This window comes from Streptomyces sp. NPDC005281 (assembly GCF_040607495.1).
Taxonomy (GTDB): Bacteria; Actinomycetota; Actinomycetes; order Streptomycetales; family Streptomycetaceae; genus Streptomyces.
Genome location: NZ_JBEXGX010000030.1, coordinates 1 through 25,568 on the forward strand (window position 1 = coordinate 1; position 25,568 = coordinate 25,568).

The window sequence follows — 25,568 nt, forward strand, 5'->3', positions numbered from 1 at the left end:
AACAAGGACGCCGAGGCGCCGATCTTCGACCTCGTCGACTACGGAGTCGTCGGCGACCTCTTCGACGTCGTCCCCCAGCTCACCGAGGAGATCAACACCCGCAAGGGCTGATCCGGAGCAGATTCGCCGGGTAGGTGGTCGTGGCGGTTGGACATGCGGTGATGTTGGATCCGACCGCCGGCGGCGTGGTGGCCGAGCATGTCCGTGTGCGCAGACCCACCCACCAGGGAGGGCAGAGGCTGCGGCAGATCGTACGCCGCGGCAGCACGAGTTCGGTGCGACACCGGCGCACTATGGTGCTGTCGGCGTCGGTCGCCGGGCACCGGGTGCCGGTGATCGCGCAGCTGGTCCAGGGCATCCGCTGGGGCGGACGCCCCTCGCCACCGCAGCCTGATCAGGCGACCCGGCGGAGAACGTCAGGTCCGCGTATTCCGGGCGATGCGATACAGCACGTTCGGGCGCAGTGGACCGTCGGGCACGGTGGGGTCGTCGAAGTCGTCGGCGGGGTCGCGGGTCATGCCGATCCGGCGCATCACCGCCTGCGAACGGAGGTTGGTGACCGTTGTCACAGCGAGGATTTCGGGAAGCCCGAGAGTGTCGAACCCGTGGGCCAGGGCCGTCAGCGCGGCCTCGGTGGCGTAGCCCTGGCCCCAGGCCGAGCGGGCGAGTCTCCAGCCGATCTCCACTCCGGTGAACGGCATGTCGTCATCCACCTGGTCCAAGCCCGCGAAGCCGATGAACTCGCCCGTGGCCCGCACCTCGACCGCCCACCATCCGTAGCCTCGTTGGTCGAACTCGGCCTGGAACTGTGCCACGGAAGCATCGCTCTGTTCGCGGGTGAGCAGGTCGCCCAGGTGCTCCCGAACCTCAGGATCGGCGTTCATCGCAGCCCACGGTTCAAGGTCGGAGTCACGCCATCGACGGAGGGCGAGGCGCTCGGTACGCAGTTCAGCCATGCTGCCCAGCCAACGTGAGCTCTGGCCTCAGGGCAATTCCTTTTTCTCCGACGTGACACCGCCACGCCGGAAGAACGTGCAGCAACGCGTTCCCCGGCTGAGCGAAGCGACCACCCACCCGGCGAATCAATGCTGGCTGAACTCGCCGATACGGAGCGGGTGTTGGAGCGTCGGGTGACTGCCCGTAAGGAACTTGCGGAGACCCCGGCCTCGCCGGCCCCGCCCGGGGTTCAGGCCGCCAGTCGACTCATGGGTCAGAGCATCGGCTGGCGGGATCGGGCCGCCTCGATGTCCGGGACGTGCTCTTCGGCCCAGAGTCGTACGGCGCGGAGCGGGATGAGCAGCGAGCGGCCCAGCGGTGTGAGGGCGTACTCGACGCGGGGCGGGTTCTCGTCGTACACGTGGCGGCTGATCAAACCGTCGGCTTCCAGGGAGCGCAGGGTTTCGGTCAGGACCTTCGGGGTGATGCCGCGGATATGCCCCTTCAGTTCACTGAAGCGGCGAGGTCCGTCGTCGAGGGCGTTGACGACGAACACGGTCCAGCGGGCGCCGATACGGTGCAGCACCGTGCGGCTCGGACAGGTCGCCGCCATCACGTTGTACGCCTTGCCCATCGCTGCTCCCAGTTTCGTTGAAGATACCGGTATCAAAACCATACCGTGGTGCTCGATCCTACGAGAGGGAGTCGAGACACATGGAACGGATCCTGGTCATCGGTGGTGCGCGGGCGCTCGGCGCGGCCGTCGCGAGGCGTGCGGCGAAGGACGGGTACGACGTTGTCGTCGGTGCCCGCGATCTGGCTGCGGCCGAGGCGCTGGCGAACGAGATCGGCGCGACGGCGGTGCGGGTCGATCTACAGGACGAGTCGACGCTCGCTGCCGCGGCGCAACGGTTGAAGGACGGAATCGACCACATCGTGACGACCGGTTCGGCACCGCACGACGTTCACGCGACCGAGCTGGATCGCGACAAGCTGCTGGCCGCGTTCACGGCGAAGGTGGTCGGCCCGATGCTGGTGGCCAAGCACTTCGCGTCGGTTCTGCGGCCGACCGGGTCGATGGTGCTGTTCTCGGGTGTGGTCGGTTGGCGCCCTGGGCCGGGATCACTCGTCAAGGGCGTCACGAACGGTGCGGTCGAGTACGTGGCGCGCCACCTGGCGGCGGATCTGGCGCCGGTACGGGTCAATGCCGTCTCGCCCGGTGTCGTGGACTCGGGCGCATGGGATCGCCTTGGTGACAAGAAGACCGCCTTGTTGAGCAGGAGCGCGAACGGGACCTTCGTCGGACGCCACGGCGAGGCCGACGACGTCGTCGACACCGTGATGTGGCTCCTGCGTGCGGGCTTCGTCTCCGGCGAGACGATCCACATCGAGGGCGGCGCCCGCCACAAGTCCGCCTGATCGTAACGGCGCCCATCAAACCGTACGAGGCAGCGCTCGCGAGCTCGAAAGCACTCGGCAGCCAGGCGGCGTGCGTTGGGCGGCACTCCCGGCATGAGGGTGGGCCTCCGGGTCGCCCGGGTCGGACTCGGCATCCCGGCGGTGGGCGACAAGGTGTGCGAGGCCGCCGGGGGCCGGAACACCCCTCTCGGTCAGGGGTTTTCGCCGTAGCCGTAGAAGCCTTGTCCCGACTTCCGGCCGAGGGTCCCCGCGGCAACCATTCGGCGCAGCAGCGGCGGCGGCGCGTAGAGGGGCTCCTTGTACTCCTCGTACATCGACTCGGCGATGGACTGCGCGGTGTCCAGGCCGATCAGGTCCAACAGGCGCAGGGGTCCCATGGGGTGGGCGCAGCCGAGGACCATGCCGTTGTCGATGTCCTCGGCGGACGCGATGCCGGACTCCAGCATCCTCACGGCGGAAACGAGGTAGGGCACGAGGAGTGCGTTGACGACGAACCCGGCCCGGTCGCGGGCCCTGATCGCGGTCTTGCCGAGCGTGTCAGCGGCGAAGTTCATGACCTGCTCGGTGACGGCCGCGTCCGTCAGCTGGGTGGGAATGATCTCGATCAGCCGCTGCACGGGGACGGGGTTGAAGAAGTGCACGCCCAGGACCTGCGTCGGCCGGATCGTGACGGCGGCGAGCTCGATGACGGGGATCGACGAGGTGTTGGAGGCGATGACCGCGGCGGGATCGGTGAGGATCCCGTCGAGCTCCTTGAAGACTGCCCTCTTCATGTCCAGCCGCTCGGCCACCGCCTCTATCACCAGGTCGCAGTCGGCCAGATCCGCGAGGGCCGTATGGAAGGAGAGCCTGCCGAGTGCCGCCGCCCGCTCGGCTTCCGTCAGTTTGCCGGCCCGCAGTCCACGGTCCAGTGAGGCCATGAGCCTGGACCGGCCCAGAGCCAGCGCCTGCTCGCCTGACTCCACGACCCGGACCTCCGACCCGGCCCGCGCGCACACTTCGGCTATACCGGACCCCATCAGGCCACAGCCGACCACACCGATCCTGCTGAACTGACTCATCTTTCGCATGTCCTCTCGCTACCGTGCACTTCTGGGGAACGCCGAGGGCGGCTGGGCGGGGGTTACGCGGCTGGGCAGGTCGTACACTTCGACGACAACGCCTCTGTCCCTCGTGTCGGCTCCGGCCGCGTGCCGCACCGGTGCGCCCGCCCGTACGCGATGCGGCGCGACGCCGATCACGCGGCAACGCAGCAGGATTCCTTCCGGGAAGCGAACGAGGGACTCGTTGCGCGCCGCGTGCGTGTAGCGGTGTACGACGGCCGTCTCGACGACGATCCCCTCCCCTGCACTCCGCACGCACTCGAAGTCACTCGAGCCGCATGCCGGGCACAGCTGCCGCCGGAAGGACACCAGACCGCACCAGCGGCAACGCTGGAAATTCAGGCCACCGGGCTCCCGCACGGACGGTGACACGTCCGGTTCAGTGCCGAACATCCTCAGCCCTCCGTTCATGCCAGGACGCCTCGCCCGCTACGGGTGCCGGCAACCGTCAAGTGGCTCCGGCGGCGTCGTAAGTGAATCTATACTCACCTGTAGTCGGATCCAAGCATCCCATTCTGGCTGAGGTTCTGAGCTTCTATGTTTTCCATTGCTCACCAACCACTGCCAAGGCCTCATCCTCCAGACCGAGCGGAACAGTGAGCGCAGCAAGCCCGCTCTCGCCAGGGGCACTCAGCTCCACGGTGCGTGGCCGATGCCCTTTCCGGACGAGGCCGTCCGCGTGTCAGGGATCGAGCAGCAGAGCCGTGCCGATCTCGGCCAGTCGATCCGCCACGTCGGTGCGGGTGGCGAGCCGTCCCGTCCTGGAGACGTTGTCCACGACGGCGAGCACCGCCCGGATCCGCACCTTGGCCTGCAAGGGGTCCCCGCCCGGCACGGCCTGGTCGAGGAGTTGCTGCCAGAGCGCGAGGTAGTCGCGCTGGACTTGCAGGCTCTGCTGGCGGTGCTCCTCGGGCAGCTGGCCGAGCTCGCTGATCAGCAGCCCGATCAGACGGCCGTTCTCCCGCGCGAAGTCGATGTAGGCGTGCAGCAGCAGTTCCAGGGCTTCACGGGGACCGGTGGCACGGGCCAGCGCCTGGGTCGTGCGGGCCTGGCGGCGTTCGCCGGCCCTGATCACGGCCGCCACCAGCAGGTCGGTCTTGCTCGGGAAGTGCTTGTAGAGGCTGGGCCCCGAGATGCCCACCGCCTCCCCGATGTCCTCGGTGCTCACCGACTGGAAGCCCCTCTCGTCGAAGAGCCGGATCGCCTCCGTCAGCAACTGCTCCCGACGGGACACCGGAATGACACCCGCCATGCCCGCGACGGGGAGGGCCTCGGGTGCCTGTTCCACCGGACGTCCGAGGCGGCAATGGGCGACCACGGTGGCGAGATGCTCCATCGTCGCGGCGGCCCTGGTCCGCGAGATGACGGTGCGCAGCCCGCTGAGGCTGCCGAAGCAGCCGAGCACGGCCCAGGCGAGGAATTCGCCGTCGCCGTCCGGCAGTTCGGGGCGAGCGGCACGGATCAGGGCAGCGTATCCGCCGACCACGGTGATGAGGTACTGGCTGAGCTCCTCGCGCTCCTCCGCGGGCAGGTGCCGAGCCTCCCGCTGCCACAGGATGGCGAGCCCTCGGTCCTCGGAGACCACGGTGGACATCTGCCGCAGCAGGGTCGCCAGGTCGGGGGCGTTGTCGGCGAGCTTCTTCAGGTCGCCCAGGGCCTCTCGTACGACGTAGCCGAGCAGCAGCTGCTTGTTGCGGAAGTGGCGGTACAGGGCAGGCGCGGTGATCTCGACGGCTTCGGCCACGTCGGCCATCGACACGTTGTGAAATCCCCGTTCCCTGAAGAGCCGAGCCGCGGCTGCCGCGATCTGCTGCTTGCGATCCCGGGGTCTGCGGACCGGGGTACGCCTGGTCTCCGTCGGGGGCACTCGTCGTCCCTTCATGGCCCGATGGCTGATCGAATCGCTTCTCAGGCTAGTGCAGCGCCAGGAGGCGGCTGCCGACGAGGGAGCGGATGGAGTGAATCGACCCTAACCGCGCCTACCCGATGTCCTCGTCGGGTCGCGCCGGTCGCTCGCCGCCGCAACAGCACCGGAGGGCCCCGCGAACACAGCATGGCGGCCTTCCGGCTCAGTCGCGGCGAGTCGCCACCCTCCACCAGCTCGGCACTGAGTGCCCAGAAGCCATCAGTTGGACCACGCCGGCCCTTGACACCTGTGGCAACACAAGCAAAAGTGAATCACTGATAACCAAATACATGGAGGTTCCGATGCCTCGCGGAGTGCCGGTGGCCCGGGCCGGCATGGTTCCGCTCGCCAAGCCCAGCGCCGAGATCACCTGGCAGACGCGCGACGAACCCGGGCCCCCGCCAGGCCGAGCGCGTGACGCTCGGCCTCACGCGCGGCCTCGGCCTCAAGCACAACCTCGGCCCCGGCACCGCCGGCGCCGTCACCCTCTTCGAGAAGGTTTCCTGACCATGCCCATCGACCCCGCCGTCATCGGCACGCGGTACCCCGCGTTCCGCACCGTGGCCGAGCACGGCCGGCTCCGTTTCTTCGCCCGGGCCACCGGGCAGCAGGATCCGGTCTACACCGATGTGAAAGTGGCCGAGGCCGCCGGCCACCTCGACCTTCCGGTGCCGCCGACCTTCCTTTTCTGCATGGAGATGGACAACCCCGATCGCGGAAGGTTCCTCGCCGATCTGGGCGTCGACATCCGCACGATCCTGCACGGCGGCCAGGACTTCGAGTACCACGCGCAGGCCTACGCCGGCGACACGCTCACCTTCACCACCGCGGCGAAGGACGTGTACAGCAAGAAGGGCGGGGCGCTGGAGTTCATCGTCCGCGCCACCCATATCACCCGCGACGGTCAGCCGATCGCCACGCTGACCAGCACCACCGTCGTGCGCGACCCGAAGGCGGGCCAGTGATGACCACCTTGAAGACCGGCGACTCCCTCACCCTGGAGTGCCCGCAGATCACCCGCGCCACCCTGGCCCTGTACGCGGGCGCGTCCGGCGACCACAACCCCGTGCACATCGACACCGACGCCTGTCGGGCCGTGGGTATCCCGGACGTCTTCGCCCACGGGATGCTCTCGATGGCCTACCTCGCCCGCCTGCTCACCGACTGGGTGCCGCAGGAGCGGATCAAGACGTACGGCGTGCGCTTCTCCGCGATCACTCCGGTCAACGCCACCCCGCTCTGCCGGGGTTCGGTGACCGAGGTCGCGGACGGCCTGGCCCACCTCGAACTCACCGTCTCCCTCCCCGACGGGACCGTGACCCTCCGGGGCCACGTCGTCGTCGCCGCCAACTGACCTACCGGACAAGGATGTACGCACATCATGGGAACCCTGGAAGGCAAGGTCGCCGTCGTCTCCGGCTCGGGGCGCGGCATCGGCCGTGAGTTCGCGCTCAAGCTGGCCGCCGAAGGCGCTCACGTCGTGGTCAACGACCTGGACAAGGAGCCGGCGGAGGAGACCGTCGCCGACATCGTCGCCGCCGGCGGCAGGGCCGTCGCCTGCGCGGGCTCGGTCACGGAGGAGGGCTTCGCCGAGCGTTTCGTGAACACGGCGATCGACTCCTTCGGCGGCCTGGACATCATCGTCAACAACGCCGGTTACACCTGGGACACCGTCATCCAGAAGATGACCGACGAACAGTGGGACGCGATCCTGGACGTCCACCTCAAGGCGCCGTTCCGGATCCTGCGGGCCGCCCAGCCGTTCATCAAGGCCAACCCGACCTCGTACCACCGCAAGGTCGTCAACGTGTCCTCCGTCTCGGGTGTGTTCGGCAACCCGGGCCAGGCCAACTACTCCTCCGCCAAGGCGGGCGTCATCGGCCTGACCAAGACACTGGCCAAGGAGTGGGGCCGCTACAAGGTCAACGTCAACGGTGTCGCGTTCGGCTTCATCCTGACCCGGATGACGGAGGCCACCGCCGCCGACGAGGCGTTCGTCGAGATCGAGGGCCGCAAACTCAAGGTGGGCGTCTCCCCGCAGATCATGGAGGCCGTCGAGCGGACCCACCCCTTCGGCCGCCCCGGCACGCCCGGCGAGGCCGCGGGCGCCGTGTACATGCTGTGCACCCCGGAGGCCGACTACGTCTCCGGCCAGGTGATCAACGTCGACGGCGCCTCCCGCTGACCCTCCCCGCCTCTTCGCCGCAGGCCGGCGCTCTCACCCTCTTTCACACAACGTCGCAGGGACGGACATGAAGCGCAGCATCTACAACGAGCAGCACGACGCCTTCCGGGCGATGATCCGGGACTTCATCGGCAAGGAGGTGCAGCCCCACTTCGAGCGGTGGGAGAAGGACAACCTCGTCGACCGCGAGCTGTTCCGCAAGCTCGGCACGCTCGGCGTGATGGGTTTCGACATACCCGAGGAGCTTGGCGGCAACGGCGAGACCAGCTACAAGTACCAGGCGGTCATCACCGAGGAGTGTGCCCGCGCCGCGGTCAACTTCGGGCATTTCAGCCTCTCCACCGGGATCGTCCTGCCCTACCTGCTGAACCTCGCCGACGACGAGCAGAAGCGGCGCTGGTTCCCGGGCATCGCCTCCGGCGACATCATGCTCTGCATCGCCATGACGGAGCCGGGCACCGGCTCGGACCTGGCCGGCATCCGCACCCACGCCAAGCTCTCCGACGACGGCACCCACTACGTCCTCAACGGCGCGAAGACGTTCATCACCGGCGCTCGCAACTCCGAGCTCTGTGTCGTCGTGGCCCGTACGTCGGCTCCGGCGGCCGGCGATCGCCGTCACGGCCTGAGTCTGCTGGTCGTCCCGACCGACAGCGAGGGCTTCGAGTACGGCCGCAAGCTCGACAAGATCGGCCTGAAGTCCTCCGACACCTCCGAGCTGTCGTTCACCGACGTCCGGGTCCCGGTGGAGAACCTCCTGGGCAAGCAGGACGAGGGCTTCTCCTACCTCGGCCAGAACCTCCCCCGCGAACGGCTCGCCATCGGCGTCAGCGCGGTCTCCAGCGCCACGGCCGCGATCGGCTTCGCCAAGGAGTACGTGCTTCAGCGCCAGGTCTTCGGCAAGCCCGTGGCCGCCTTCCAGAACACCAAGTTCGTCCTCGCCGAGTGCGCAACCGACGTCGAGGCCCTCCAGGCCATGGTCGACAAGGGGATCGAGCTCGACGACGCGGGTGAGCTGACCGCGGCCGACGCCGCGAGGATCAAGCTGTTCGGCACCGAGACCGCCGGACGCGTCATCGACAAGTGCCTTCAGCTGCACGGTGGTTACGGATACATGCTGGAGTACCCGATCGCCCGGTTGTACGCGGACACCCGTGTCTCGCGGATCTACGGCGGTACGAGCGAGGTCATGAAGACCATCATCGCCAAGGACCTCGGCCTGTAGTCCCAGAGAGCCCGCACGCGGCAGGCCACCTCGGCCTGTAGTCCCGGAAGGCCCGCACGCGGCAAGTCACCTCGGCCCGTAGTCCCAGAAGGCCCGCACGCGGCAGGCTCCTCCGGCCCGCCCGGCCGCGCACGCACTGCCCGTGCGCGCGGCCGGGCGGGCGTCTTTCTGCCGCTCCTGAGAGAAGAAGGACCCTTCGCCATGACCCTTCCCAACACGTCAACTCCCGCCGGGCCCCTCGCCGGCGTCCGGGTGATCGAGCTCGGAGGCATCGGCCCCGGACCGTTCGCCGGCATGATCCTCGCCGATCTCGGCGCCGAGGTCGTCCGCGTCGACCGGCCCGCCGAGCACGGCATGCCTTCCCGGCACCCGATCCTGCACCGCAGCCGCCGCTCCGTCACCGCCGACCTCAAGAACCCCCGGGGCATCGAGGTGGTGCTGAAGCTGATCGACGGCGCCGACGCCCTCATCGAAGGGTTCCGTCCGGGTGTCACCGAGCGTCTGGGTCTCGGGCCCGAGGTCTGCCTGGAACGCAACGCCCGCTTGGTGTACGGCCGGATGACCGGCTGGGGTCAGGACGGACCGCTCGCCCAGGCGCCCGGCCACGACATCAACTACATCGCCGTCGCAGGCGCCCTGGCGCAGGTGGGCTCCGCCGACGGCGACCCGGTCGTCCCGCTCAACCTCTTCGGCGACATGGGCGGCGGGGGAATGCTGCTCGCGCTCGGTATCAGTGCCGCCCTGTACTCGGCGAGGACCACGGGCAGGGGCCAGGTGGTGGACGCGGCGATGACCGACGGCACGGCGATCCAACTGGCCCTGCTGCAGGGGCTCCTGCGTACCGGCCGCTGGACCGAGGGCCGCGGAAGCAACCTCTTCGACGGCGCCGCGCCGTTCTACCGCACCTACCGTTGCGCGGACGGCGCCCACATGGCGATCGGCTGTGTGGAGCCGCAGTTCTACGCCGAGACCCTGCGGATCCTCGGCCTCACGGACGATCCGGTGTTCGCCGAGCAGAACGACCGCGAAGCCTGGCCGCGGATGTCCGAGCGGCTGGCGGCGCTCTTCGCCACCCGTACGCGTGACGCGTGGGCCGCGGAGTTCGAGGGCAGCGAGACCTGCGTGACCCCGGTCCTGAACTGGACGGAGGCCGCGACGCATCCGCACAACGCCGGCCGTGGCACGTTCCGGCTCACCGACGAGGGTTACCCGGAGCCGGGCACCGCGCCCCGCTTCCTCGGCACGCCCTCCGGGGACCCGGTCCCCGCCGGGCCGATCGGCGGCCACACCGAAGAGGTGCTGGCCGAACTCGGCGTCGGGGCCGCCGAACTGCGGGCCCTCCGGGAGCGGGGCGTCGTCGGCTGACGCCTCGGCCCGACCGGACGACGGATGGGGCGGGCACGCGACGCGTGCCCGCCCCATCTCTTCTCGTTCGTGTTCGTGCGTGTGTCAGGACCCGCGACCCGGCCTCAGCATCGTCTCCTGCACGACCGAGGCGACGAGGCGGCCGTCACGGGTCCAGAGGCCCCCGTGGACCAGCCCCCTTCCATCACCCGTGGTCGGTCCGCGTTGGACCACCAGCAGCCAGTCGTCCGCGCGGAACGGCCGGTGGAACCAGACGGCGTGATCGAGCGAGGTCAGGAAGTGGCGGGAGGAGCCGGGGCCCTCGCGCAGCGGTCCCGGCGTCTCCACGTCGAGCGCCGCGACCGGCGCGAGCATCAGGTCCGAGGCGTACGTGAGCGCGCACATGTGCACCAGCGGCTCGTCCGGCAGGACGTCGACGGCTCGGATCCACAAACGCTGCTCGGTGCCTCCGTCCCGCACCGCCCAGGTCACCGGAGCGACCCGGACGTCCAGGACACGGCCCATCTCGAACTGCCCGTACCCTTCCGGGTCATGCTCGGCCCAGGTGTGGAAGGCGCTGGGCAGTTCCTCCGGCGGAGTCGTCGGCGGCATGGCGATCTGCCGGCCGGTGATCTGCTCGGGGAGCTTGAAAGAGGCGGAGAGGGTGAACACCACTTCGTCGCCCTGTGTCGCGGTGACCCGCCGGGACACGTAGCTGCGCCCGTCACGCAGCCGTTCGACCGCGTACTCGACGGGCCTGCCGGGATCACCGCCCCGCAGGAAGTACCCGTGCAGGGAGTGCACGCGCGGCCCCGGTCCTACCGTGCCGCCCGCGGCGGTCAGCGCCTGAGCTGCGACCTGACCGCCGAACGCGCGCAGCGGCAGTCCCGCGTGGCACCAGCCGCGGAAACGGTTCCGGTCCAGCTGCTCCAGGCTGAGGAAGCCGAGGAGGTCACCGGAGGGATGCGCGACCTCCGGTCTCAGGTCCTGTACGGTCGGCGGCTCGATATCGACCGTCCTGGTGGCATCACCCGGCATGCGGCGCAACACTCCTTTCGCCTCGTCCGGTGTCAGAGCAGTTCGAGGACCGTGGCGTTGGCCATGCCCCCGCCCTCGCACATCGACTGAAGTCCGTAGCGGATGCCGTTGTCGCGCATGTGATGGACCATCGTGGTCATGATCCGGGCTCCGGAGCCGCCGATCGGGTGGCCGATGGCCATCGCCCCGCCGAGAGGGTTCATCTTCGCGTAGTCCGCGCCGGTCTCCCGGAGCCAGGCCAGGGTGACGGAGGCGAACGCCTCGTTGATCTCGAAGACGCCGATGTCGTCGAGGGACAGGCCGGACTTCTTCAGGGCCTTGGCCGTTGCTGGGATCGGTCCCTTGAGCATCGTGACGGGGTCGGTGCCGGCGACGACTGCGGTGTGGATCCGCGCCATCGGCCGCCATCCCTGTGCCCGGGCGATCTCGCTGGTGGTGACCAGCAGGGCGGCGGTGCCGTCGGAGACCTGCGAGGCGTTGCCTGCGGTGACGGTCCCGTTCTCGGAGAAGGCGGGCTTGAGGCCGGCCAGGGTCTCCAGGCTGGAGCCGCGGCGCACGCCCTCGTCGGTGTCGAAGACCTTCTCGTTCCCGTCGGCGTCGACGACGGTGATCGGGGCGATCTGGTCCTTGAAGCGACCTTCGTCGATCGCCCTCGCGGCCCGGGCGTGGGAGTCAAGTCCGTGCTGGTCCATCTCGGTGCGCGTGATGCCGTACTCGTCGGCGATCATCTGCGCGCCCGTGCCCTGGTTGAAGCGGATGCCGTCGTAGCGGCTCCAGACTTCGGGGCCGAACGGTTCGCCGAAGGTCCCGTCGAGCCGGGTGGCGCCCAGCGGGATCCGGCTCATGATCTCGACGCCACCGGCCACCGCCACGTCGTACTGCCCCGATATGACGCCAGCCGCGGCCTGGTGCACGGTCTGCTGCGATGAGCCGCACTGCCGGTCGACGGTCACGCCGGGGACGGATTCGGGCCAGCCGGCCGCCAGCACGGCGGCCCTGCCGACGCATCCGGTCTGCATGCCGACCGTGCCCGCGCAGCCCCAGATCACGTCGTCGACGAGGGCGGCGTCCAGGTCGGTCCGGCTCACCAGCGCGTTCAGCACATGGCCGGAGAGGGAGGCCGAGTGCTGCCGCGAGAGCGCACCGTTCCGCTTGCCGACCGCGGTACGCACCGCGTCGACGATGACTGCGTCACGCATGGGGATCTCCTTGCCGATAGCCATGTTCGCTAATCCTTACTCACGCAAGGTATCCGCTTGCATGCCTTGACACCAGGCATGTTCAGATAAAAAGTGAATCTTGCATAACCTAAATTCCACACTTCTTGGCAACTGGAAGGAAGCACGACGACATGGGAACCATGGACGGCAGGGTCGCGATCGTCTCCGGCTCGGGGCGCGGCATCGGGCGGGAGATCGCCCTGAAGCTGGCCTCCGAGGGCGCGAGCGTGGTGGTGAACGACCTCGACGCCGAGCCCGCCGCGGAGACGGTCGCCGAGATCGAGGCGAGGGGCGGCAGCGCGGTGGCGTGTGTCGGATCGGTCACCGAGGAGGGCTTCGCGGAGCGGTTCGTCGGCACGGCCGTGAGTGCCTTCGGCGGCCTCGACATCATCGTGAACAACGCCGGGTACACCTGGGACACGGTGATCCAGAAGATGACCGACGAGCAGTGGCACACCATCCTGGACGTGCACCTGACGGCGTCGTTCAAGATCCTCCGGGCGGCGCAGCCGTACATCCGGGCCAACCCGACCGCGTACCACCGCAAGGTCGTCAACATCTCCTCGACCAGCGGTCACTACGGGAACCTCGGCCAGGTCAACTACGCCGCCGCCAAGGCGGGCATGATCGGCATGACCAAGACCCTCGCCAAGGAGTGGGGGCGCTACAACGTCAACGTGAACGCCGTGGCCTTCGGCTTCATCCTCACCCGCATGACCGAGGTGACCGCGGCCGACAACGCCACGCTGACCATCGACGGCCGCGACATCAAGGTCGGCCTCAACCCCGAGAAGGCCGCCATGGCCTCCAAGGTCATCCCGCTCGGCCGCCCCGGGACGCCGCAGGAGGCCGCAGGCGCCGTGTACGCGCTGTGCCTCCAGGAGACCAACTACGTCTCGGGCCAGTGCCTGGTCGTCGACGGCGCCCGCGTCTGACCCCTGGAGAACCTCATGAAGCGCACCATCTACGACACCGAGCACGAGGCGTTCCGGCAGACCGTCCGCGCCTTCATCGCCAGGGAGGCGGCCCCGTACGTCCACGAGTGGGAGAAGGCCGGGCAGGTCCCCCGCTCGGTCTTCAAGGGGCTGGCGGAGCTCGGCGCGCTCGGCTTCGACATCCCCGAGGAGTACGGGGGGCTCGGCCCGACCAGCTACAAGTTCCAGGCGATCATCCACGAGGAGGTGGCCCGGGCCGCCGCTTCGATCGGCCACCACCACGTCAACACCGGTGTGGTGCTGCCCTATCTGCTCCGGGTGGCCGACGAGGAACAGAAGGCCCGCTGGCTGCCCGGATGTGCCGGCGGCGACATCCTCCTCGCCATCTCTTCTTCTTCACAGTGAATCCCGGCCATGAGGCCGGGCGAGAATGCGATCCTTGGCCTGGAGGCGCGAAGCGCCGGAGTCCTCTGCGTTTGCGGGGTGACGGTCAGGCCGGCCGTTTCTGGTTCTCGAAGTAGTCCTTGACGATGCTCATCGGTGCGCCGCCGCAGGACCCCGCGAAATACGACGGGGACCAGAACACCGAGCTGGTCCCGATCCGGTTGATCCGGCCGGTGTACAGCGCGCGCAGGCAGCGGGAGCTGACGCTCTTGAGGTTGACGAGCTTGGACAGGGCGATTTCCGGCCGGTAATGCACGAGCAGGTGAACGTGATCGCCTTCGCCGTTGAACTCCGTCAGCTCCGCGCCGAAGCTCTCGCACACGTTCCGCATGATCTCCTCGCAGCGGGTCAGCATGGCGTCGTTGAAGATCTCTCGCCGGGACTTCGTGACGAACACCAAGTGTGCGTGGAGGTGGTGGACAAGTGGACAACATAATGTCCCCGCCTGTTCCCCGGATCTGGTTCCCAGCGCGGTGACATGGGCCAAGGGTAGTTAGGATCGAGTGAAATCGGCTGGAGGGGGTGGGCTGGATGATCCGTGCGTACAAGTTCCTCCTGCGGCCCACCGTCCGTCAGGCGCAGGCATTGTCGGAAATGCTGCGGGATCACTGCTCTCTCTACAACGGGGCCCTGAAAGAGCGCCGCGACGCCTGGCGGCACGTCTCAAAGACCAGCGTCAGGTACGGGATGCAGTCCGCGCAGCTCAAGGCGGTCCGGGCGTTCGACCCGGAGCGTCAGGGCCGCTGGTCCTTCAGCTCGCAGCAGGCCACCTTGCGCCGTCTGGACAAAGCGTTCGCCGCGTTCTTCCGACGGATCAAGTCCGGCGACACCCCGGGGTATCCGCGCTTTCGTGGGGTGAACTGGTTCGACACGGTGGACTTCCCGAAGGACGGGGATGGCTGCCGGTGGGACTCCACCCCGCACGAGGCGGTCACCCGCGTTCGCTTCCAGGGTGTCGGGCATGTGAAGGTCAATCAGCACCGCGCCGTGAGAGGCAGGGTCAAGACCGTCTCCGTCAAGCGAGAGTGCCGCAAGTGGTTCGTGGTGCTCACCGTCGAACAGGAACAGCCACAGCCGCTGCCGACGACCGGCTCCGTGGTGGGCATCGACCTGGGCATCGCGAACTTCCTCGCCGACTCGGGCGGCGTCTTCGTGCCCAACCCGCGCCACGGGCGTCGGGCCGCCGTCAAACTCCAGGCCGCGCAGCAGGCCCTGTCTCGGTTCCCGCGTTGCAAGGCCAAGGACCGCACCGCCAACCACCAACGTGCTGTGGATAAGGTCGCCCTGCTGCACGGCAGGGTGCGCCGCCGGCGGCTGGACCACGCACACAAGACCGCCTTGGACCTCGTTCGCAGGCATGACGTCATCGCGCACGAAGACCTCAAGATCCGCAACATGAACACGGCACCCGCACCGAAGCCCGACCCCGACCGGGCAGGCGCATTCCTGCTCAACGGGGCAGCGGCCAAGTCGGGACTGAACCGTTCGATCGCCGATGCCGGTTGGGGGGTGTTCCTGAGGATCCTGCACGCCAAGGCTGAGAGTGCCGGACGGGAAGTGATCGCTGTGGACCCCCGCAACACCTCCCGCACCTGCCCCCACTGTGGGCACACCGTGAAGGAGAACCGGCCCAGCCAGGAAACATTCCACTGCGTCGCCTGCGGTCACCACGCGCACGCCGACACAGTCGCAGCCACCAACGTCTTACGGGCCGGGCTGGTCCGTCGCGACGCCAACACGGCATAGCGAAAAGCCCTGTTCTCCAGGACGGGGAGGAGTCACGTACCGGTGGATCGCCTGGAAGGCCAGTCGCGCGGTCGGTGCGGTCCGGGCGACCGCCGCCAGGGGCCCGAGGATGTCCAGCCCCTGCCGCAGCGCGAGCCGTCGTCCGAAGTCCGGAGCTCCGGTGGCCACCGCGGCCGACTCGACGGCGGCGACGACACCGCGGTACCGGACGAACCTGCCGTGGTCGCCGACCGCGTCACCTGCCACGCCTGCGGCGGCGAGCAGCGGGCCGGGGTCCACACCGAGCTCGCGGACGAGTTCGGGGAAGCCCGTCAGTGACGTTCCTCGGATCGACGACATGTCTCCAAAGGTCAAATAGTCGTCCTGAGATGTCAAGCCTTCCCGGTTGAGCAGGGGAGACGATGAGCCGCGTCCCCGCTCGATCGCGGCTCGGGCTCGGCAGCGCGAGGCGCCCGAAAGCCATGACAACCGCCGGCGGATCCCCACCCGCGTGAAAGGACCATTCCGTGCCCACTCACCCCTCACCCGGCGCGTCCACGACGACCAGCGGCTCCCGGCTCCCCCTCGTCGCACTGCCGCAGACCGACCTGCTCACGGTCGACAGCGAGGAGCTCCCGTCGGTCAAGGACTCGCTCGGCCCGGGCGTCGACGTCAAGGTGCTCCGGCTCGACATGGAGACCGGCACGTGGGTGCTGCTGGCCACCGTGCCACCGGGCTTCCAGTTCCCGATCCACTACCACACGGGCCCCGCCGAGGTGTACACCCAGCAGGGCCGCTGGCTGTACAAGGAGTACCCGGACCACCCGCAGACGGCGGGCTCCTACCTGTACGAGCCCGGCGGCTCCGTGCACACCTTCTACACCCCGGAGGACAACACCGAGGACACGGTGATGTTCATCCGCGTGGCCGGCGCCAACGTCAACTTCACCGAGGACGGGGCGTTCCACTCACTCGTCGACGCCGTCGCCATCCAGTACATCGTGGACAAGTCGGTGCGGGCGGGCGTCAAGGGCATCCGGTACATCAGCGGCTCGGCAACGGTCGTCGCCGGCGACGCGTAAGTACGCGCGGGGCGCTCCGGAACTCCTCGGCGCGCTCCACCCGGCCGTCGCCAACCACCGCCCGCTGACCAGCACCGACCCGAGGAGCACCCCCATGAAAGCCCTGCAGTTCCACACCCCCGGCGAGCCCCCGTCCGTACGCACCGCGCCCGACCCGGAGCCGGGTCCCGGGCAAGTGCTGCTGAAGGTCGACGCGGCCGGGGTGTGCCACTCGGACGAGGTCATCATGAACTCCCCCGTGGAACGGCTGTGGTTCCCCCTGCCGCTGACGCTCGGCCACGAGGGCGTGGGCACCGTGACCTCGTGCGGCCAGGGCGTCACCGGAGTGGGGGTCGGGGAGAAGGTCGCCGTCTACGGAGCATGGGGCTGCGGGGTGTGCCGGGCCTGTGCGCTGGGCCGGGAGAACTACTGTCCACACACCGAGCGCCTCGGCATCCTCTCGCCGGGTCTGGGCGCGCCGGGCACGATCGCCGAGTACATGCTGGTGGACGACGTACGCCATCTGGTGCCGCTGGACGGCCTCGACCCCGTGTCCGCGGTGCCGTTGACCGACGCGGGGCTCACCCCCTACCACGCGGTCAAGCGGGTGCTGCCGCGGCTGGTGCCGGGCAGCACGGCGGTGGTCATCGGCGTCGGCGGGCTGGGACATCTGGGTGTGCAGCTGCTGCGCGCTCTCAGCCCGACGACCGTGGTGGCGCTGGATGTCAGGGAGGAGAAGCTGGACCTGGCGCGCGCCTGCGATGCCCACCACGCGCTGCTGTCCGACGGACAGGCGGCTCGTACGCTCCGAGAGCTGACGGGCGGTCTGGGCGCCGAGGTGGTGCTGGACTTCGTGGCCAGCGACGTCACTCTGAAGTCCGCGGCGAGGATGGTCGCCAAGGAGGGCGAGATCACCGTGGTCGGCCTCGGCGGGGGCGGGTTGGGCATGGCCGCCGGGCGGGTCCCGTACGGCGTGACCTCGACGGTCCCGTACTGGGGCACCCGGCCGGAGCTCACCGAGGTGCTCGCGCTGAGCCGCTCCGGGGCGCTGGAAGTGCACACCGAGACGTACAGCCTCGAAGAGGCGCCCCTCGCCTACGAGCGCCTGCACGCCGGGAAGATCACCGGCCGCGCGGTCGTCCTTCCCCACGCCTGAGGCGGCTACTCCGTGACCGGATACGGCACGAAGGTGCTGGTGTTCTGGTCGATCCGGAGTGGGTGGCCGAGGGGCGGTGCGGCGCGCTGCGCGCAGTCCAGGCGTTCGCAGACACGGCAGCCCATACCGATGGGGGTGGCCGCGGAGGCGTTGGCGAGGTCGAGGCCGTCGGAGTAGACGAGCCGGTGGGCGTGGCGGATCTCGCAGCCCAGGCCGACGGCGAAGGTCTTGCCGGGTTCGCCCCAGCGTCCGCGGTGCCGGGTGATCGCGCGTGCGGTCCACAAGTAGCGCTGCCCGTCGGGCATTTCGGCGATCTGGACATGGATGCGGCCGGGGGCGGTGAACGCCTCGTAGATGTTCCACAGCGGACATGTGCCGCCGGCCCGGGAGAAGTGGAAACCCGTCGCCGACTGGCGCTTGGACATGTTGCCCGCCCGGTCGACGCGGACGAAAGAGAAGGGCACGCCTCGCAGGCGCGGGCGCTGGAGGGTGCTCAGGCGGTGGCAGACGGTCTCGTACCCGAGGCCGTACCGGTCGGTGAGCCGTTCGATGTCGTACCGGACTTCTTCGGCGGCCGCGTGGAAGGCGCCGTACGGCAGGACCAGTGCCGCCGCGAAGTAGTTGGCGATGCCGATGCGGGCCAGCGCGTGGGCGGGTGAGCCGGGCTCGAAGTCCTCGGCCGCCTGCCGATCGAGTTCGTCGCCGTACTCGAGCAGGGCGACCTGGGTGGCCATGCGGAACGCCCGCTGGCCGGGGCGCAGGCGACCGGACAGGCGCAGGGTGCGGGTTGTCCCCTCGTAGCGGTGCAGATGGTCACCGGTGTCGGCGGAGAAGCGGACGCCGTGCATCCCGGTCAGGCGATCGGTCAGCGCCTGCACGACCTCGACCGGCCGGATGCCGATCTCCCCGGCCAGGCGCTCAGCCGCGAGGTCGGTGTCGTGGAGGTAGTTCTGGCGGCGGTAGAAGAAGTCGCGGATCTCCTCGTGGGGTGAGCGTGGTGTCCCTCCCGTCGTGTCGCGGCCGTCGGCCGCTCCGGTGAGGCCCTCGGCCAGGAGCTGGTTGCGACGGCCCATGTCGAGGAGCACTCGGGCGACCGCGGGCAGGCGCGAGGCCAGTTCGGCGAGATCGGACGCGGAGACCTGGGCGGCGGCGATCTCCCGCGTCAGCGCCTCGCGCAGGTCGGCCACGAGGCGGGTCGTGTCGCGCTCGGAGAAGAAGCCCGGGTCGACGCCGAAGGTCTCCGTCAGCCTGAGCAGCACGGGCACGGTGAGCGGACGGGAGTCGTGCTCCATCTGGTTGAGGTAGCTCGGGGAGATGCCAAGGACGCGGGCCAGTTCCGCCTGGCTCATTCGGCGCTCTTCGCGCAGCCGCCGCAGGCGCGCTCCCGCGTAGGTCTTGCTCACGGTGTGTTCCGCCGTGTCCGGGTGGTCGCGAGTGTAGGCCAGTCGGGCCCCCTGAAGACCTTCGCAAGATTGGCAAAAGGCGGCGAGAAGATTCGCAGAAGTTGGCAGTTGCCCATGGTTGATGGCACTCAGTGCCAGTGCCAGAGTTTCAGTGCGGCCCGCCGGAACCGGCAGGCACCGCCGGCATCCGGGCCCGATTCACTGCCCTGACGTCGGAGATCCCGACAACTGCGGTGCTCTGCGGCGGCAGCATTGCTCATCTTCGCCCCCGGCCAGGGCGGGCCGCACCCCAACAGGACGACACACAGTGCCACCTCTGGCTCAAGCGGCAGAGGCTTGGCAGACGCCACAGACCGAGGAGACGGTGACAGTCATGGCACAAGCGAGGACGCAGGCAGCCGAGGAACTCTCGCGGCGCTGGGCCACCGACCCCCGGTGGCAGGGCATCGAGCGCACGTACGGCGCGGAGGACGTGGTGCGGCTGTCCGGCAGTGTCCGTGAGGAGCACACCCTGGCCCGGCGCGGAGCCGAGCGGCTGTGGCGCCAACTGCACGAGCGGGACTACATCCACGCGCTCGGCGCCCTGACCGGCGGGCAGGCCGTGCAGCAGGTCAAGGCCGGTCTCCAGGCCATCTACCTGTCCGGATGGCAGGTGGCCGCCGACGCCAACCAGGCCGGCCACACCTACCCCGACCAGTCCCTCTACCCCGTCAACTCCGTTCCCCAGGTGGTGCGTCGGATCAACAACGCGCTGCTGCGGGCCGACCAGATCGCCGTCGCCGAGGGCGTTACCGACACCACGGACTGGCTGGCACCGATCGTCGCCGACGCGGAGGCCGGCTTCGGCGGCCCGCTCAACGCCTTCGAGCTGACCAAGGCGATGATCGCGGCAGGCGCGGCCGGCATCCACTACGAGGACCAGCTCGCCTCCGAGAAGAAGTGCGGCCACCTCGGCGGCAAGGTCCTGGTGCCGACCGCGCAGCACATCCGCACCCTGAACGCGGCCCGTCTCGCCGCCGACATCGCCGACGTGCCCACGCTCGTCGTCGCCCGCACCGACGCCCTGGCCGCCAATCTGCTGACCAGCGACGTCGACGAGCGCGACGCCCAGTTCGTCACCGGCGAGCGCACCGCCGAGGGCTTCTACCACGTCCGCAACGGCATGGCCCCGGTGATCGCCCGCGGCCTGGCGTACGCCCCGTACGCGGACCTGGTCTGGGTGGAGACCGGCACCCCGGATCTCGCCCAGGCGCGGGAGTTCGCCGAGGCCGTCCACGCGCGGTACCCCGACCAGATGCTCGCCTACAACTGCTCGCCCTCCTTCAACTGGAAGGCGGCCCTCGACGACGACCGGATCGCCAAGTTCCAGCGCGAGCTGGGCGCGATGGGCTACCGCTTCCAGTTCATCACGCTGGCCGGCTTCCACTCCCTCAACCACGGCATGTTCGACCTCGCACGCGGCTACGCCGAGCACGGCATGACCGCCTACGTCGACCTCCAGGAGCGCGAGTTCGCCGCGCAGGCGCAGGGCTTCACCGCCGTCAGGCACCAACGCGAGGTCGGCACCGGCTACTTCGACCTCGTCTCCACCGCCGTCAACCCCGCCTCCTCCACCACCGCCCTGGCCGGGTCCACGGAGGAAGAGCAGTTCCACTAGGCCCGCGAACAGCGGCCTTGGGTCCGCGCCCCGGCCGAGCGGGGGCCGCACGACGGTCCCCGTCCGGTCCCGCTCGCTTTCCTCCTCTTCCCTCGCGCAGGAGAACCCGATGTCCACCAGTGCCCTGACTCACCACGTCCGTGTCCTCGCTGCCCCGGGCGACCGCCACGACGAGATCCTCACCACCGCCGCCCTCGACTTCGTCGGTCATCTCGCCGCGGTCTTCGGGAAGCGCAGACAGGCCCTGCTCAAGGAGCGCCGTCGGCAGGCCCTTCGGCTGGCGAGCGGCTCCCCGCTCGACTTCCCGTTGGTCACTTCGGCCGTCCGTGACGACCCCACCTGGCGGGTGCCGCCGCCCGCGCCGGGACTGAAGGACCGGCGGGTGGAGATCACCGGCCCGCCCGAGCGCCGTACGGCGGTCAACGCCCTCAACTCCGGCGCCCGCGTGTGGATGGCCGACTTCGAGGATGCCACGGCCCCCACCTGGGACAACATCGTCGGCGGCCAGCTCACCCTGCTCGACGCCGTCGAGCGCCGGATCGACTTCACCACGGCCGAGGGCAAGGAGTACGTCCTCGGCGACCGGCTCGCAACGATCATGGTGCGTCCGCGCGGCTGGCACCTCGACGAGGAGCACCTGGAGTACGACGGCCGACCGGTGCCCGCCGCGCTCGTCGACTTCGGCCTTTACTTCTTCCACTGCGCGCAGCGGCAGATCGATGCCGGGTACGGCCCCTACTTCTATCTGCCGAAGCTGGAGAACCGCTACGAGGCCCGGCTGTGGAACGACGTCTTCGTCGCCGCCCAGGACCTGCTCGGCATCCCGCGGAACACGATCCGCGCCACCGTCCTCATCGAGACGATCACCGCCGCGTTCGAGATGGAGGAGATCCTCTACGAACTGCGCGAGCACGGCGCGGGGTTGAACGCGGGCCGCTGGGACTACTTGTTCAGCCTGATCAAGACCTTCGGGCACCGTACCGATTTCCTGCTTCCCGACCGGGCGAAGGTGACGATGACCGCTCCCTTCATGCGGGCCTACACCGAGCTCCTCGTGCGCACCTGCCACAAGCGGGGCGCACACGCTCTCGGCGGCATGGCCGCCCACGTGCCCGGGAAGGACCCCTCCGTCAACGAGGCGGCGTTCGCCGAGGTCCGCCTGGACAAGGAGCGGGAGGCGCAGGACGGCTTCGACGGCTCCTGGGTCGCCCACCCCGGACTCGTGCCGGTCTGCCGCGAGGTGTTCGACGGCGTCCTCGGCGACCGGCCGCATCAGATCGACCGCACCCGCGACGACGTGGAGGTGACGCGCGACGACCTGTTGTCGGTGCGCCGGATCAGCGGCCGGCCCACGCCGGAGGGGGTGCGTACGAACGTCGCGGTCGCGCTGCGCTACTTCGCCGCCTGGCTGGACGGCCGGGGCGCCGTCGCGCTGGACGGCCTCATGGAGGACGCGGCCACCGCCGAGATCGCCCGCGTCCAGATCTGGCAGTGGCTGCGGCACCGCGTCATCGACCGGGAGACGGTCCTGAACCTGCTGGACGACGAGGTCGCCGCCCTCGGGGCCCAGTACCCGTGGGCGCCCCTGGACGACATCCGCGCACTCTTCGAACGCACCGCCATGACCGGCGAGTTGCCGCTGTTCTTCACCCCGGACGCCTACTCCCGCCATCTCGTGCGACGGCCCCGGGAGCAGTCGTGAGCGGCGGTGTCCGGCGTGTCGGCCTGGACACCGTCGCCTTGATCGCGGAGTCCCTCTACAACGTATTCCGCGAGCCTCTCCACGCTCCGCCGCCGCTGCTCCAGCGGATGGTGGAGGCGGGACTGCTCGGCCGCAAGACCGGCCGCGGGTTCCACACCTACGACCAGGACTGAGGGCCTGGTTCGGCGCGGGCTGAGGGGCCCGCGCAAGCCGCAGCAGGGGTGAGGTCCCGGCGCGGCGTCACAGGGGGCGAGGGCGGGAAGCGCGCGCACGGCGCTTCCCGCCCTCGGCCCATTTCACACCGGCCCGGTACGTGGCCCACCTCACCATCCGGATGGCGGACGTGACACGCCGCGGCCGTGAGCGGGCCCTAGGCTGACCGATGCAGCTGGTTCGCCCCGTCCGCCAGGCGGGATGCGTCGCAAGAGGGAACCCGGTGCGAATCCGGGACTGCCCCGCAGCGGTGAGCGGGAACGACCGCCGTCATACGCACTGGGTCCGACGTACCGGGCCTGGGAAGCGACGGCCAGTAGGAGTCCTCCCTCCAGAGGATGTGCCCGCGAGTCCGAAGACCTGCCCGTTGCCCGCGTACGAACCACTCGTGCGCGGAAATCCCGGTGACCTCGTGGGCGGGTCGGCGTACATACCAGGCGGACGACCGCGCTGTACCGCGCGTCGTCGCTCCCCGTCCGGTTCGTCACCTCTTCGCGCTCTCGTCCCGTCACCCGGGATCTCAGGGATTCATCTCGCGAAGGAGATCTCCGTGACCACCAGGACCGCAGCCGCGCCCGCACGGGCCACCGTGTACGGCTACCCCCGCCAGGGCCCGGACCGGGAACTGAAGAAGGCGATCGAGGGCTACTGGAAGGGCCGCGTCACCGCGGACGCCCTGAGGGCCGGCGCCGCCGAACTCCGCCGCGCAAACTGGCGGGAGCTGGCCGCGGCCGGCATCCACGAAGTGCCCACCGGCGACTTCTCCTACTACGACCACGTTCTCGACACCACCGTCATGGTCGGCGCGATCCCCGCCCGCCACCGGGCCGCCGCGGCCGCGAACGCCTTGGACGGCTACTTCGCCATGGCCCGCGGCACCCAGGACGCGGCCCCACTGGAGATGACGAAGTGGTTCGACACCAACTACCACTACCTGGTGCCCGAGTTGGGCCCTGACACCGTCTTCACGGCCGACCCCGCCAAGCAGGTGTCCGAGCTGAAGGAAGCCCTCGCGCTCGGACTGACCGCGCGCCCCGTGCTCGTCGGCCCCGTCACCTACCTCCTGCTCGCCAAGCCCGCCCCGGGCGTGCCCGCGGACTTCGACCCCCTGAGCCTCCTCGACCGGTTGCTGCCCGTGTACGCCGAGGTGCTCGCCGACCTGCGCGCGGCCGGCGCCGAGTGGGTGCAGCTCGACGAGCCCGCCCTTGTGCAGGACCGCACCTCGGACGAACTGAGCGCCGCCTCGCGCGCCTACCGCCACCTCGGTACCCTCACCGACCGGCCGAAGCTCCTGGTCGCCTCCTACTTCGACCGGCTCGGCGACGCACTGCCGGTGCTGGCCAAGGCTCCCGTCGACGGGCTCGCGCTGGACTTCACCGAGTCCGCCGCCGCCAACCTCGACGCCCTGGCCGCCGTCGGCGGGCTGCCCGGCAAGCGGTTGGTCGCCGGTGTCGTCAACGGCCGCAACATCTGGGTCAACGACCTGGAGCAGTCCCTGTCCACCCTCGCCACCCTGCTCGGGCTGGCCGGCCGGGTCGACGTGGCCGCCTCCTGCTCCCTGCTCCACGTGCCCCTCGACGCGGCCCTGGAGCAGGACATCGAGCCGCAGATCCTGCGCTGGCTCGCCTTCGCGAAGCAGAAGACCGCCGAGATCGTCACCCTGGCCGAGGGCCTGGCCCAGGGCACCGACGCCATCGCCGGTGAACTCGCCTCCAACCGCGCCGACCTGGCCTCCCGTGCCGCTTCCCCGATCACCCGTGACCCTGCCGTTCGCGCCCGCACCGAGGCTGTCACGGACGTCGACGCCCGCCGCTCGCAGCCCTATCCCGAACGGACGGCGGCCCAGCGCGCCCACCTCGGCCTGCCCCTGCTGCCGACCACGACCATCGGCTCCTTCCCACAGACCGGCGAACTGCGCACCGCCCGCGCCGATCTGCGAGCGGGCCGGATCGGCACAGCCGCGTACGAGGAGCGCATCAAGGCCGCGATCGGCGAGGTGATCTCCTTCCAGGAGAAAGCGGGGCTGGACGTCCTGGTGCACGGCGAGGCCGAACGCAACGACATGGTCCAGTACTTCGCCGAGCAGTTGACCGGGTACCTGACCACTGAACACGGCTGGGTGCAGTCCTACGGCACCCGTTACGTCCGTCCGCCGATCCTGGCCGCCGACATCTCCCGCCCGAAGCCGATGACGGTGCGTTGGACGACGTACGCCCAGTCCCTCACCTCCCGCCCCGTCAAGGGCATGCTCACCGGCCCCGTCACCATGCTCGCCTGGTCCTTCGTCCGCGACGACCAGCCTCTCGGCCATACCGCCCGACAGGTCGCCCTCGCCCTGCGCGACGAGGTGAACGACCTGGAAGCGGCCGGGACTTCGGTCATCCAGGTCGACGAGCCCGCCCTGCGCGAGACACTGCCGCTGCGCGCCACCGACCACCCCGCCTACCTGACGTGGGCCACCGAGGCGTTCCGGCTCAGCACCAGCGGGGTACGGCCGGACACCCAGATCCACACCCACATGTGCTACGCCGAGTTCGGCGACATCGTCCAGGCCATCGACGACCTCGACGCCGATGTCATCAGCCTCGAAGCCGCCCGCTCACACATGCAGGTCGCCCGCGAACTCGCCGCGCACGGCTACCCGCGCCAGGCCGGACCCGGGGTGTACGACATCCACTCCCCTCGGGTTCCGAGCACCGGAGAGGCAGCCGAACTGCTGCGCACCGGTCTGAGGGCCATCCCTGCCGAACGCCTGTGGGTCAACCCCGACTGCGGCCTCAAGACCCGCGGCTGGCCGGAGACCCGCGCCTCCCTTGAGAACCTGGTCGCGGCCGCCCGTATCGTGCGCGGTGAGCTCTCTCCGTCCTGATCCGGTCGACGTCCAGGGCGGGGACTC

24 protein-coding genes, 3 pseudogenes and 1 riboswitch are annotated in these 25,568 nt (G+C 69.6%); of the genes and pseudogenes, 17 read left to right on the plus strand and 10 right to left on the minus strand.

Going from position 1 to position 25,568, the window contains the following annotated elements:
* Together ABZV42_RS32680 and ABZV42_RS32685 are read left to right on the plus strand one after the other, a co-directional pair.
* Window positions 1-111 (plus strand): annotated as a pseudogene (locus tag ABZV42_RS32680) (electron transfer flavoprotein subunit alpha/FixB family protein); the annotation flags it as partial.
* 77 nt (window positions 112-188) lie between these two features.
* Window positions 189-353 (plus strand): annotated as a pseudogene (locus ABZV42_RS32685) (IS630 family transposase); the annotation flags it as partial.
* Between the two features lie 63 nt (window positions 354-416).
* Here ABZV42_RS32685 and ABZV42_RS32690 read toward each other — a convergent pair.
* Window positions 417-956, minus strand: coding sequence for a GNAT family N-acetyltransferase (locus ABZV42_RS32690; protein WP_355991202.1), 540 nt, complete (start codon window positions 954-956; stop codon window positions 417-419).
* A gap of 254 nt (window positions 957-1,210) precedes the next feature.
* Entirely contained in the window at window positions 1,211-1,570 is a 360-nt protein-coding gene (locus ABZV42_RS32695; RefSeq protein ID WP_355991200.1) for a helix-turn-helix domain-containing protein, read from the minus strand.
* Between the two features lie 80 nt (window positions 1,571-1,650).
* On the opposite strand from ABZV42_RS32695, the gene ABZV42_RS32700 reads away from it, so the two are divergent.
* Window positions 1,651-2,355: an SDR family oxidoreductase gene (locus ABZV42_RS32700; protein ID WP_356055023.1), complete on the plus strand. Its 705-nt coding sequence runs from the start codon at window positions 1,651-1,653 to the stop codon at window positions 2,353-2,355.
* A 191-nt stretch (window positions 2,356-2,546) separates the two neighbouring features.
* Here ABZV42_RS32700 and ABZV42_RS32705 read toward each other — a convergent pair whose 3' ends face one another.
* The 3 genes from ABZV42_RS32705 to ABZV42_RS32715 all read right to left on the minus strand — a co-directional run bounded on the left by ABZV42_RS32705 (window position 2,547) and on the right by ABZV42_RS32715 (window position 5,340).
* Window positions 2,547-3,416, minus strand: a complete 870-nt coding sequence (locus ABZV42_RS32705) for a 3-hydroxybutyryl-CoA dehydrogenase (protein WP_356055134.1) — start codon at window positions 3,414-3,416, stop codon at window positions 2,547-2,549.
* A gap of 18 nt (window positions 3,417-3,434) precedes the next feature.
* Entirely contained in the window at window positions 3,435-3,869 is a 435-nt protein-coding gene (locus ABZV42_RS32710) for a zinc ribbon domain-containing protein (protein ID WP_356055025.1), read from the minus strand.
* Between the two features lie 271 nt (window positions 3,870-4,140).
* A complete protein-coding gene (locus ABZV42_RS32715) occupies window positions 4,141-5,340 on the minus strand; it encodes a TetR/AcrR family transcriptional regulator (RefSeq protein ID WP_356055028.1) in 1,200 nt (399 codons plus the stop codon).
* A 533-nt stretch (window positions 5,341-5,873) separates the two neighbouring features.
* Between ABZV42_RS32715 and ABZV42_RS32720 the strand changes: the two genes are divergently transcribed.
* The 5 genes from ABZV42_RS32720 (at window position 5,874) to ABZV42_RS32740 (ending at window position 10,139) form a co-directional block, all read left to right on the plus strand.
* Entirely contained in the window at window positions 5,874-6,329 is a 456-nt protein-coding gene (locus ABZV42_RS32720; protein WP_356055030.1) for a MaoC family dehydratase N-terminal domain-containing protein, read from the plus strand.
* On the plus strand, window positions 6,329-6,718 hold the full coding sequence (locus tag ABZV42_RS32725; protein ID WP_355991190.1) for a MaoC/PaaZ C-terminal domain-containing protein: 390 nt from the start codon (window positions 6,329-6,331) through the stop codon (window positions 6,716-6,718). Before ABZV42_RS32720 ends, ABZV42_RS32725 begins: the two co-directional genes overlap by 1 nt.
* Before the next feature lie 27 nt (window positions 6,719-6,745).
* Window positions 6,746-7,549, plus strand: coding sequence for an SDR family oxidoreductase (locus ABZV42_RS32730; RefSeq protein WP_356055032.1), 804 nt, complete (start codon window positions 6,746-6,748; stop codon window positions 7,547-7,549).
* Window positions 7,550-7,616: 67 nt separating this feature from the next.
* Entirely contained in the window at window positions 7,617-8,774 is a 1,158-nt protein-coding gene (locus ABZV42_RS32735) for an acyl-CoA dehydrogenase family protein (RefSeq protein ID WP_355991186.1), read from the plus strand.
* A 201-nt stretch (window positions 8,775-8,975) separates the two neighbouring features.
* On the plus strand, window positions 8,976-10,139 hold the full coding sequence (locus ABZV42_RS32740) for a CaiB/BaiF CoA-transferase family protein (RefSeq protein WP_356055034.1): 1,164 nt from the start codon (window positions 8,976-8,978) through the stop codon (window positions 10,137-10,139).
* Window positions 10,140-10,223: 84 nt separating this feature from the next.
* Here ABZV42_RS32740 and ABZV42_RS32745 read toward each other — a convergent pair whose 3' ends face one another.
* Both ABZV42_RS32745 and ABZV42_RS32750 read right to left on the minus strand, forming a co-directional pair.
* Window positions 10,224-11,156 carry an acyl-CoA thioesterase domain-containing protein gene (locus ABZV42_RS32745; protein WP_356055036.1) on the minus strand — a complete coding sequence of 311 codons (933 nt, stop codon included), beginning with the start codon at window positions 11,154-11,156 and terminating at the stop codon, window positions 10,224-10,226.
* A gap of 32 nt (window positions 11,157-11,188) precedes the next feature.
* Window positions 11,189-12,355, minus strand: a complete 1,167-nt coding sequence (locus ABZV42_RS32750) for a thiolase family protein (protein WP_356055038.1) — start codon at window positions 12,353-12,355, stop codon at window positions 11,189-11,191.
* Window positions 12,356-12,507: 152 nt separating this feature from the next.
* Here ABZV42_RS32750 and ABZV42_RS32755 point away from each other — a divergent pair, with 152 nt between their 5' ends.
* Together ABZV42_RS32755 and ABZV42_RS32760 are read left to right on the plus strand one after the other, a co-directional pair.
* Window positions 12,508-13,311, plus strand: a complete 804-nt coding sequence (locus ABZV42_RS32755) for an SDR family oxidoreductase (protein ID WP_356055040.1) — start codon at window positions 12,508-12,510, stop codon at window positions 13,309-13,311.
* A 15-nt stretch (window positions 13,312-13,326) separates the two neighbouring features.
* Window positions 13,327-13,716 (plus strand): acyl-CoA dehydrogenase family protein, encoded by a 390-nt coding sequence (locus tag ABZV42_RS32760; protein WP_356055042.1) that lies wholly within the window; start codon window positions 13,327-13,329, stop codon window positions 13,714-13,716.
* Between the two features lie 85 nt (window positions 13,717-13,801).
* Here the strand turns inward: ABZV42_RS32760 and tnpA are convergent, their stop codons facing one another.
* Complete coding sequence (gene tnpA, locus ABZV42_RS32765) at window positions 13,802-14,224, minus strand: IS200/IS605 family transposase (RefSeq protein ID WP_356055136.1); 423 nt, start codon at window positions 14,222-14,224, stop codon at window positions 13,802-13,804.
* 62 nt (window positions 14,225-14,286) lie between these two features.
* On the opposite strand from tnpA, the gene ABZV42_RS32770 reads away from it, so the two are divergent.
* A complete protein-coding gene (locus tag ABZV42_RS32770; RefSeq protein ID WP_356055044.1) occupies window positions 14,287-15,501 on the plus strand; it encodes a transposase in 1,215 nt (404 codons plus the stop codon).
* Here ABZV42_RS32770 and ABZV42_RS32775 read toward each other — a convergent pair.
* A complete protein-coding gene (locus ABZV42_RS32775) occupies window positions 15,460-15,840 on the minus strand; it encodes an AraC family transcriptional regulator ligand-binding domain-containing protein (RefSeq protein WP_356055045.1) in 381 nt (126 codons plus the stop codon). The genes ABZV42_RS32770 and ABZV42_RS32775 overlap by 42 nt on opposite strands.
* Before the next feature lie 167 nt (window positions 15,841-16,007).
* Between ABZV42_RS32775 and ABZV42_RS32780 the strand changes: the two genes are divergently transcribed.
* Complete coding sequence (locus tag ABZV42_RS32780; protein ID WP_355986230.1) at window positions 16,008-16,562, plus strand: cupin domain-containing protein; 555 nt, start codon at window positions 16,008-16,010, stop codon at window positions 16,560-16,562.
* 94 nt (window positions 16,563-16,656) lie between these two features.
* Window positions 16,657-17,697 (plus strand): NAD(P)-dependent alcohol dehydrogenase, encoded by a 1,041-nt coding sequence (locus tag ABZV42_RS32785; protein ID WP_356055047.1) that lies wholly within the window; start codon window positions 16,657-16,659, stop codon window positions 17,695-17,697.
* A gap of 5 nt (window positions 17,698-17,702) precedes the next feature.
* Here ABZV42_RS32785 and ABZV42_RS32790 read toward each other — a convergent pair whose 3' ends face one another.
* Window positions 17,703-19,100, minus strand: a complete 1,398-nt coding sequence (locus tag ABZV42_RS32790; protein ID WP_355986226.1) for a short-chain fatty acyl-CoA regulator family protein — start codon at window positions 19,098-19,100, stop codon at window positions 17,703-17,705.
* A 373-nt stretch (window positions 19,101-19,473) separates the two neighbouring features.
* On the opposite strand from ABZV42_RS32790, the gene aceA reads away from it, so the two are divergent.
* From aceA to metE, 4 genes and pseudogenes are all read left to right on the plus strand, one after another.
* Window positions 19,474-20,757, plus strand: a complete 1,284-nt coding sequence (aceA, locus tag ABZV42_RS32795) for an isocitrate lyase (protein ID WP_356055049.1) — start codon at window positions 19,474-19,476, stop codon at window positions 20,755-20,757.
* Between the two features lie 109 nt (window positions 20,758-20,866).
* A complete protein-coding gene (gene aceB / locus ABZV42_RS32800) occupies window positions 20,867-22,459 on the plus strand; it encodes a malate synthase A (RefSeq protein ID WP_355986222.1) in 1,593 nt (530 codons plus the stop codon).
* Window positions 22,460-22,476: 17 nt separating this feature from the next.
* A pseudogene (locus ABZV42_RS32805) lies at window positions 22,477-22,632 on the plus strand (3-hydroxyacyl-CoA dehydrogenase family protein); the annotation flags it as partial.
* A gap of 199 nt (window positions 22,633-22,831) precedes the next feature.
* Window positions 22,832-23,055: riboswitch (cobalamin riboswitch) on the plus strand.
* Between the two features lie 167 nt (window positions 23,056-23,222).
* Window positions 23,223-25,541: a 5-methyltetrahydropteroyltriglutamate--homocysteine S-methyltransferase gene (gene metE / locus ABZV42_RS32810; RefSeq protein WP_356055051.1), complete on the plus strand. Its 2,319-nt coding sequence runs from the start codon at window positions 23,223-23,225 to the stop codon at window positions 25,539-25,541.
* Window positions 25,542-25,568: the final 27 nt, after the last annotated feature.

Coding starts and splice junctions, on each gene's coding strand:
- ABZV42_RS32690 (WP_355991202.1), bottom strand. CDS start 956: ATGGCTGAACTGCGTACCGAGCGCCTCGCCCTCCGTCGATGGCGTGAC.
- ABZV42_RS32695 (WP_355991200.1), bottom strand. CDS start 1,570: ATGGGCAAGGCGTACAACGTGATGGCGGCGACCTGTCCGAGCCGCACG.
- ABZV42_RS32700 (WP_356055023.1), top strand. CDS start 1,651: ATGGAACGGATCCTGGTCATCGGTGGTGCGCGGGCGCTCGGCGCGGCC.
- ABZV42_RS32705 (WP_356055134.1), bottom strand. CDS start 3,416: ATGAGTCAGTTCAGCAGGATCGGTGTGGTCGGCTGTGGCCTGATGGGG.
- ABZV42_RS32710 (WP_356055025.1), bottom strand. CDS start 3,869: ATGAACGGAGGGCTGAGGATGTTCGGCACTGAACCGGACGTGTCACCG.
- ABZV42_RS32715 (WP_356055028.1), bottom strand. CDS start 5,340: ATGAAGGGACGACGAGTGCCCCCGACGGAGACCAGGCGTACCCCGGTC.
- ABZV42_RS32720 (WP_356055030.1), top strand. CDS start 5,874: ATGCCCATCGACCCCGCCGTCATCGGCACGCGGTACCCCGCGTTCCGC.
- ABZV42_RS32725 (WP_355991190.1), top strand. CDS start 6,329: ATGACCACCTTGAAGACCGGCGACTCCCTCACCCTGGAGTGCCCGCAG.
- ABZV42_RS32730 (WP_356055032.1), top strand. CDS start 6,746: ATGGGAACCCTGGAAGGCAAGGTCGCCGTCGTCTCCGGCTCGGGGCGC.
- ABZV42_RS32735 (WP_355991186.1), top strand. CDS start 7,617: ATGAAGCGCAGCATCTACAACGAGCAGCACGACGCCTTCCGGGCGATG.
- ABZV42_RS32740 (WP_356055034.1), top strand. CDS start 8,976: ATGACCCTTCCCAACACGTCAACTCCCGCCGGGCCCCTCGCCGGCGTC.
- ABZV42_RS32745 (WP_356055036.1), bottom strand. CDS start 11,156: ATGCCGGGTGATGCCACCAGGACGGTCGATATCGAGCCGCCGACCGTA.
- ABZV42_RS32750 (WP_356055038.1), bottom strand. CDS start 12,355: ATGCGTGACGCAGTCATCGTCGACGCGGTGCGTACCGCGGTCGGCAAG.
- ABZV42_RS32755 (WP_356055040.1), top strand. CDS start 12,508: ATGGGAACCATGGACGGCAGGGTCGCGATCGTCTCCGGCTCGGGGCGC.
- ABZV42_RS32760 (WP_356055042.1), top strand. CDS start 13,327: ATGAAGCGCACCATCTACGACACCGAGCACGAGGCGTTCCGGCAGACC.
- ABZV42_RS32770 (WP_356055044.1), top strand. CDS start 14,287: ATGATCCGTGCGTACAAGTTCCTCCTGCGGCCCACCGTCCGTCAGGCG.
- ABZV42_RS32775 (WP_356055045.1), bottom strand. CDS start 15,840: ATGTCGTCGATCCGAGGAACGTCACTGACGGGCTTCCCCGAACTCGTC.
- ABZV42_RS32785 (WP_356055047.1), top strand. CDS start 16,657: ATGAAAGCCCTGCAGTTCCACACCCCCGGCGAGCCCCCGTCCGTACGC.
- aceA (WP_356055049.1), top strand. CDS start 19,474: ATGGCACAAGCGAGGACGCAGGCAGCCGAGGAACTCTCGCGGCGCTGG.
- aceB (WP_355986222.1), top strand. CDS start 20,867: ATGTCCACCAGTGCCCTGACTCACCACGTCCGTGTCCTCGCTGCCCCG.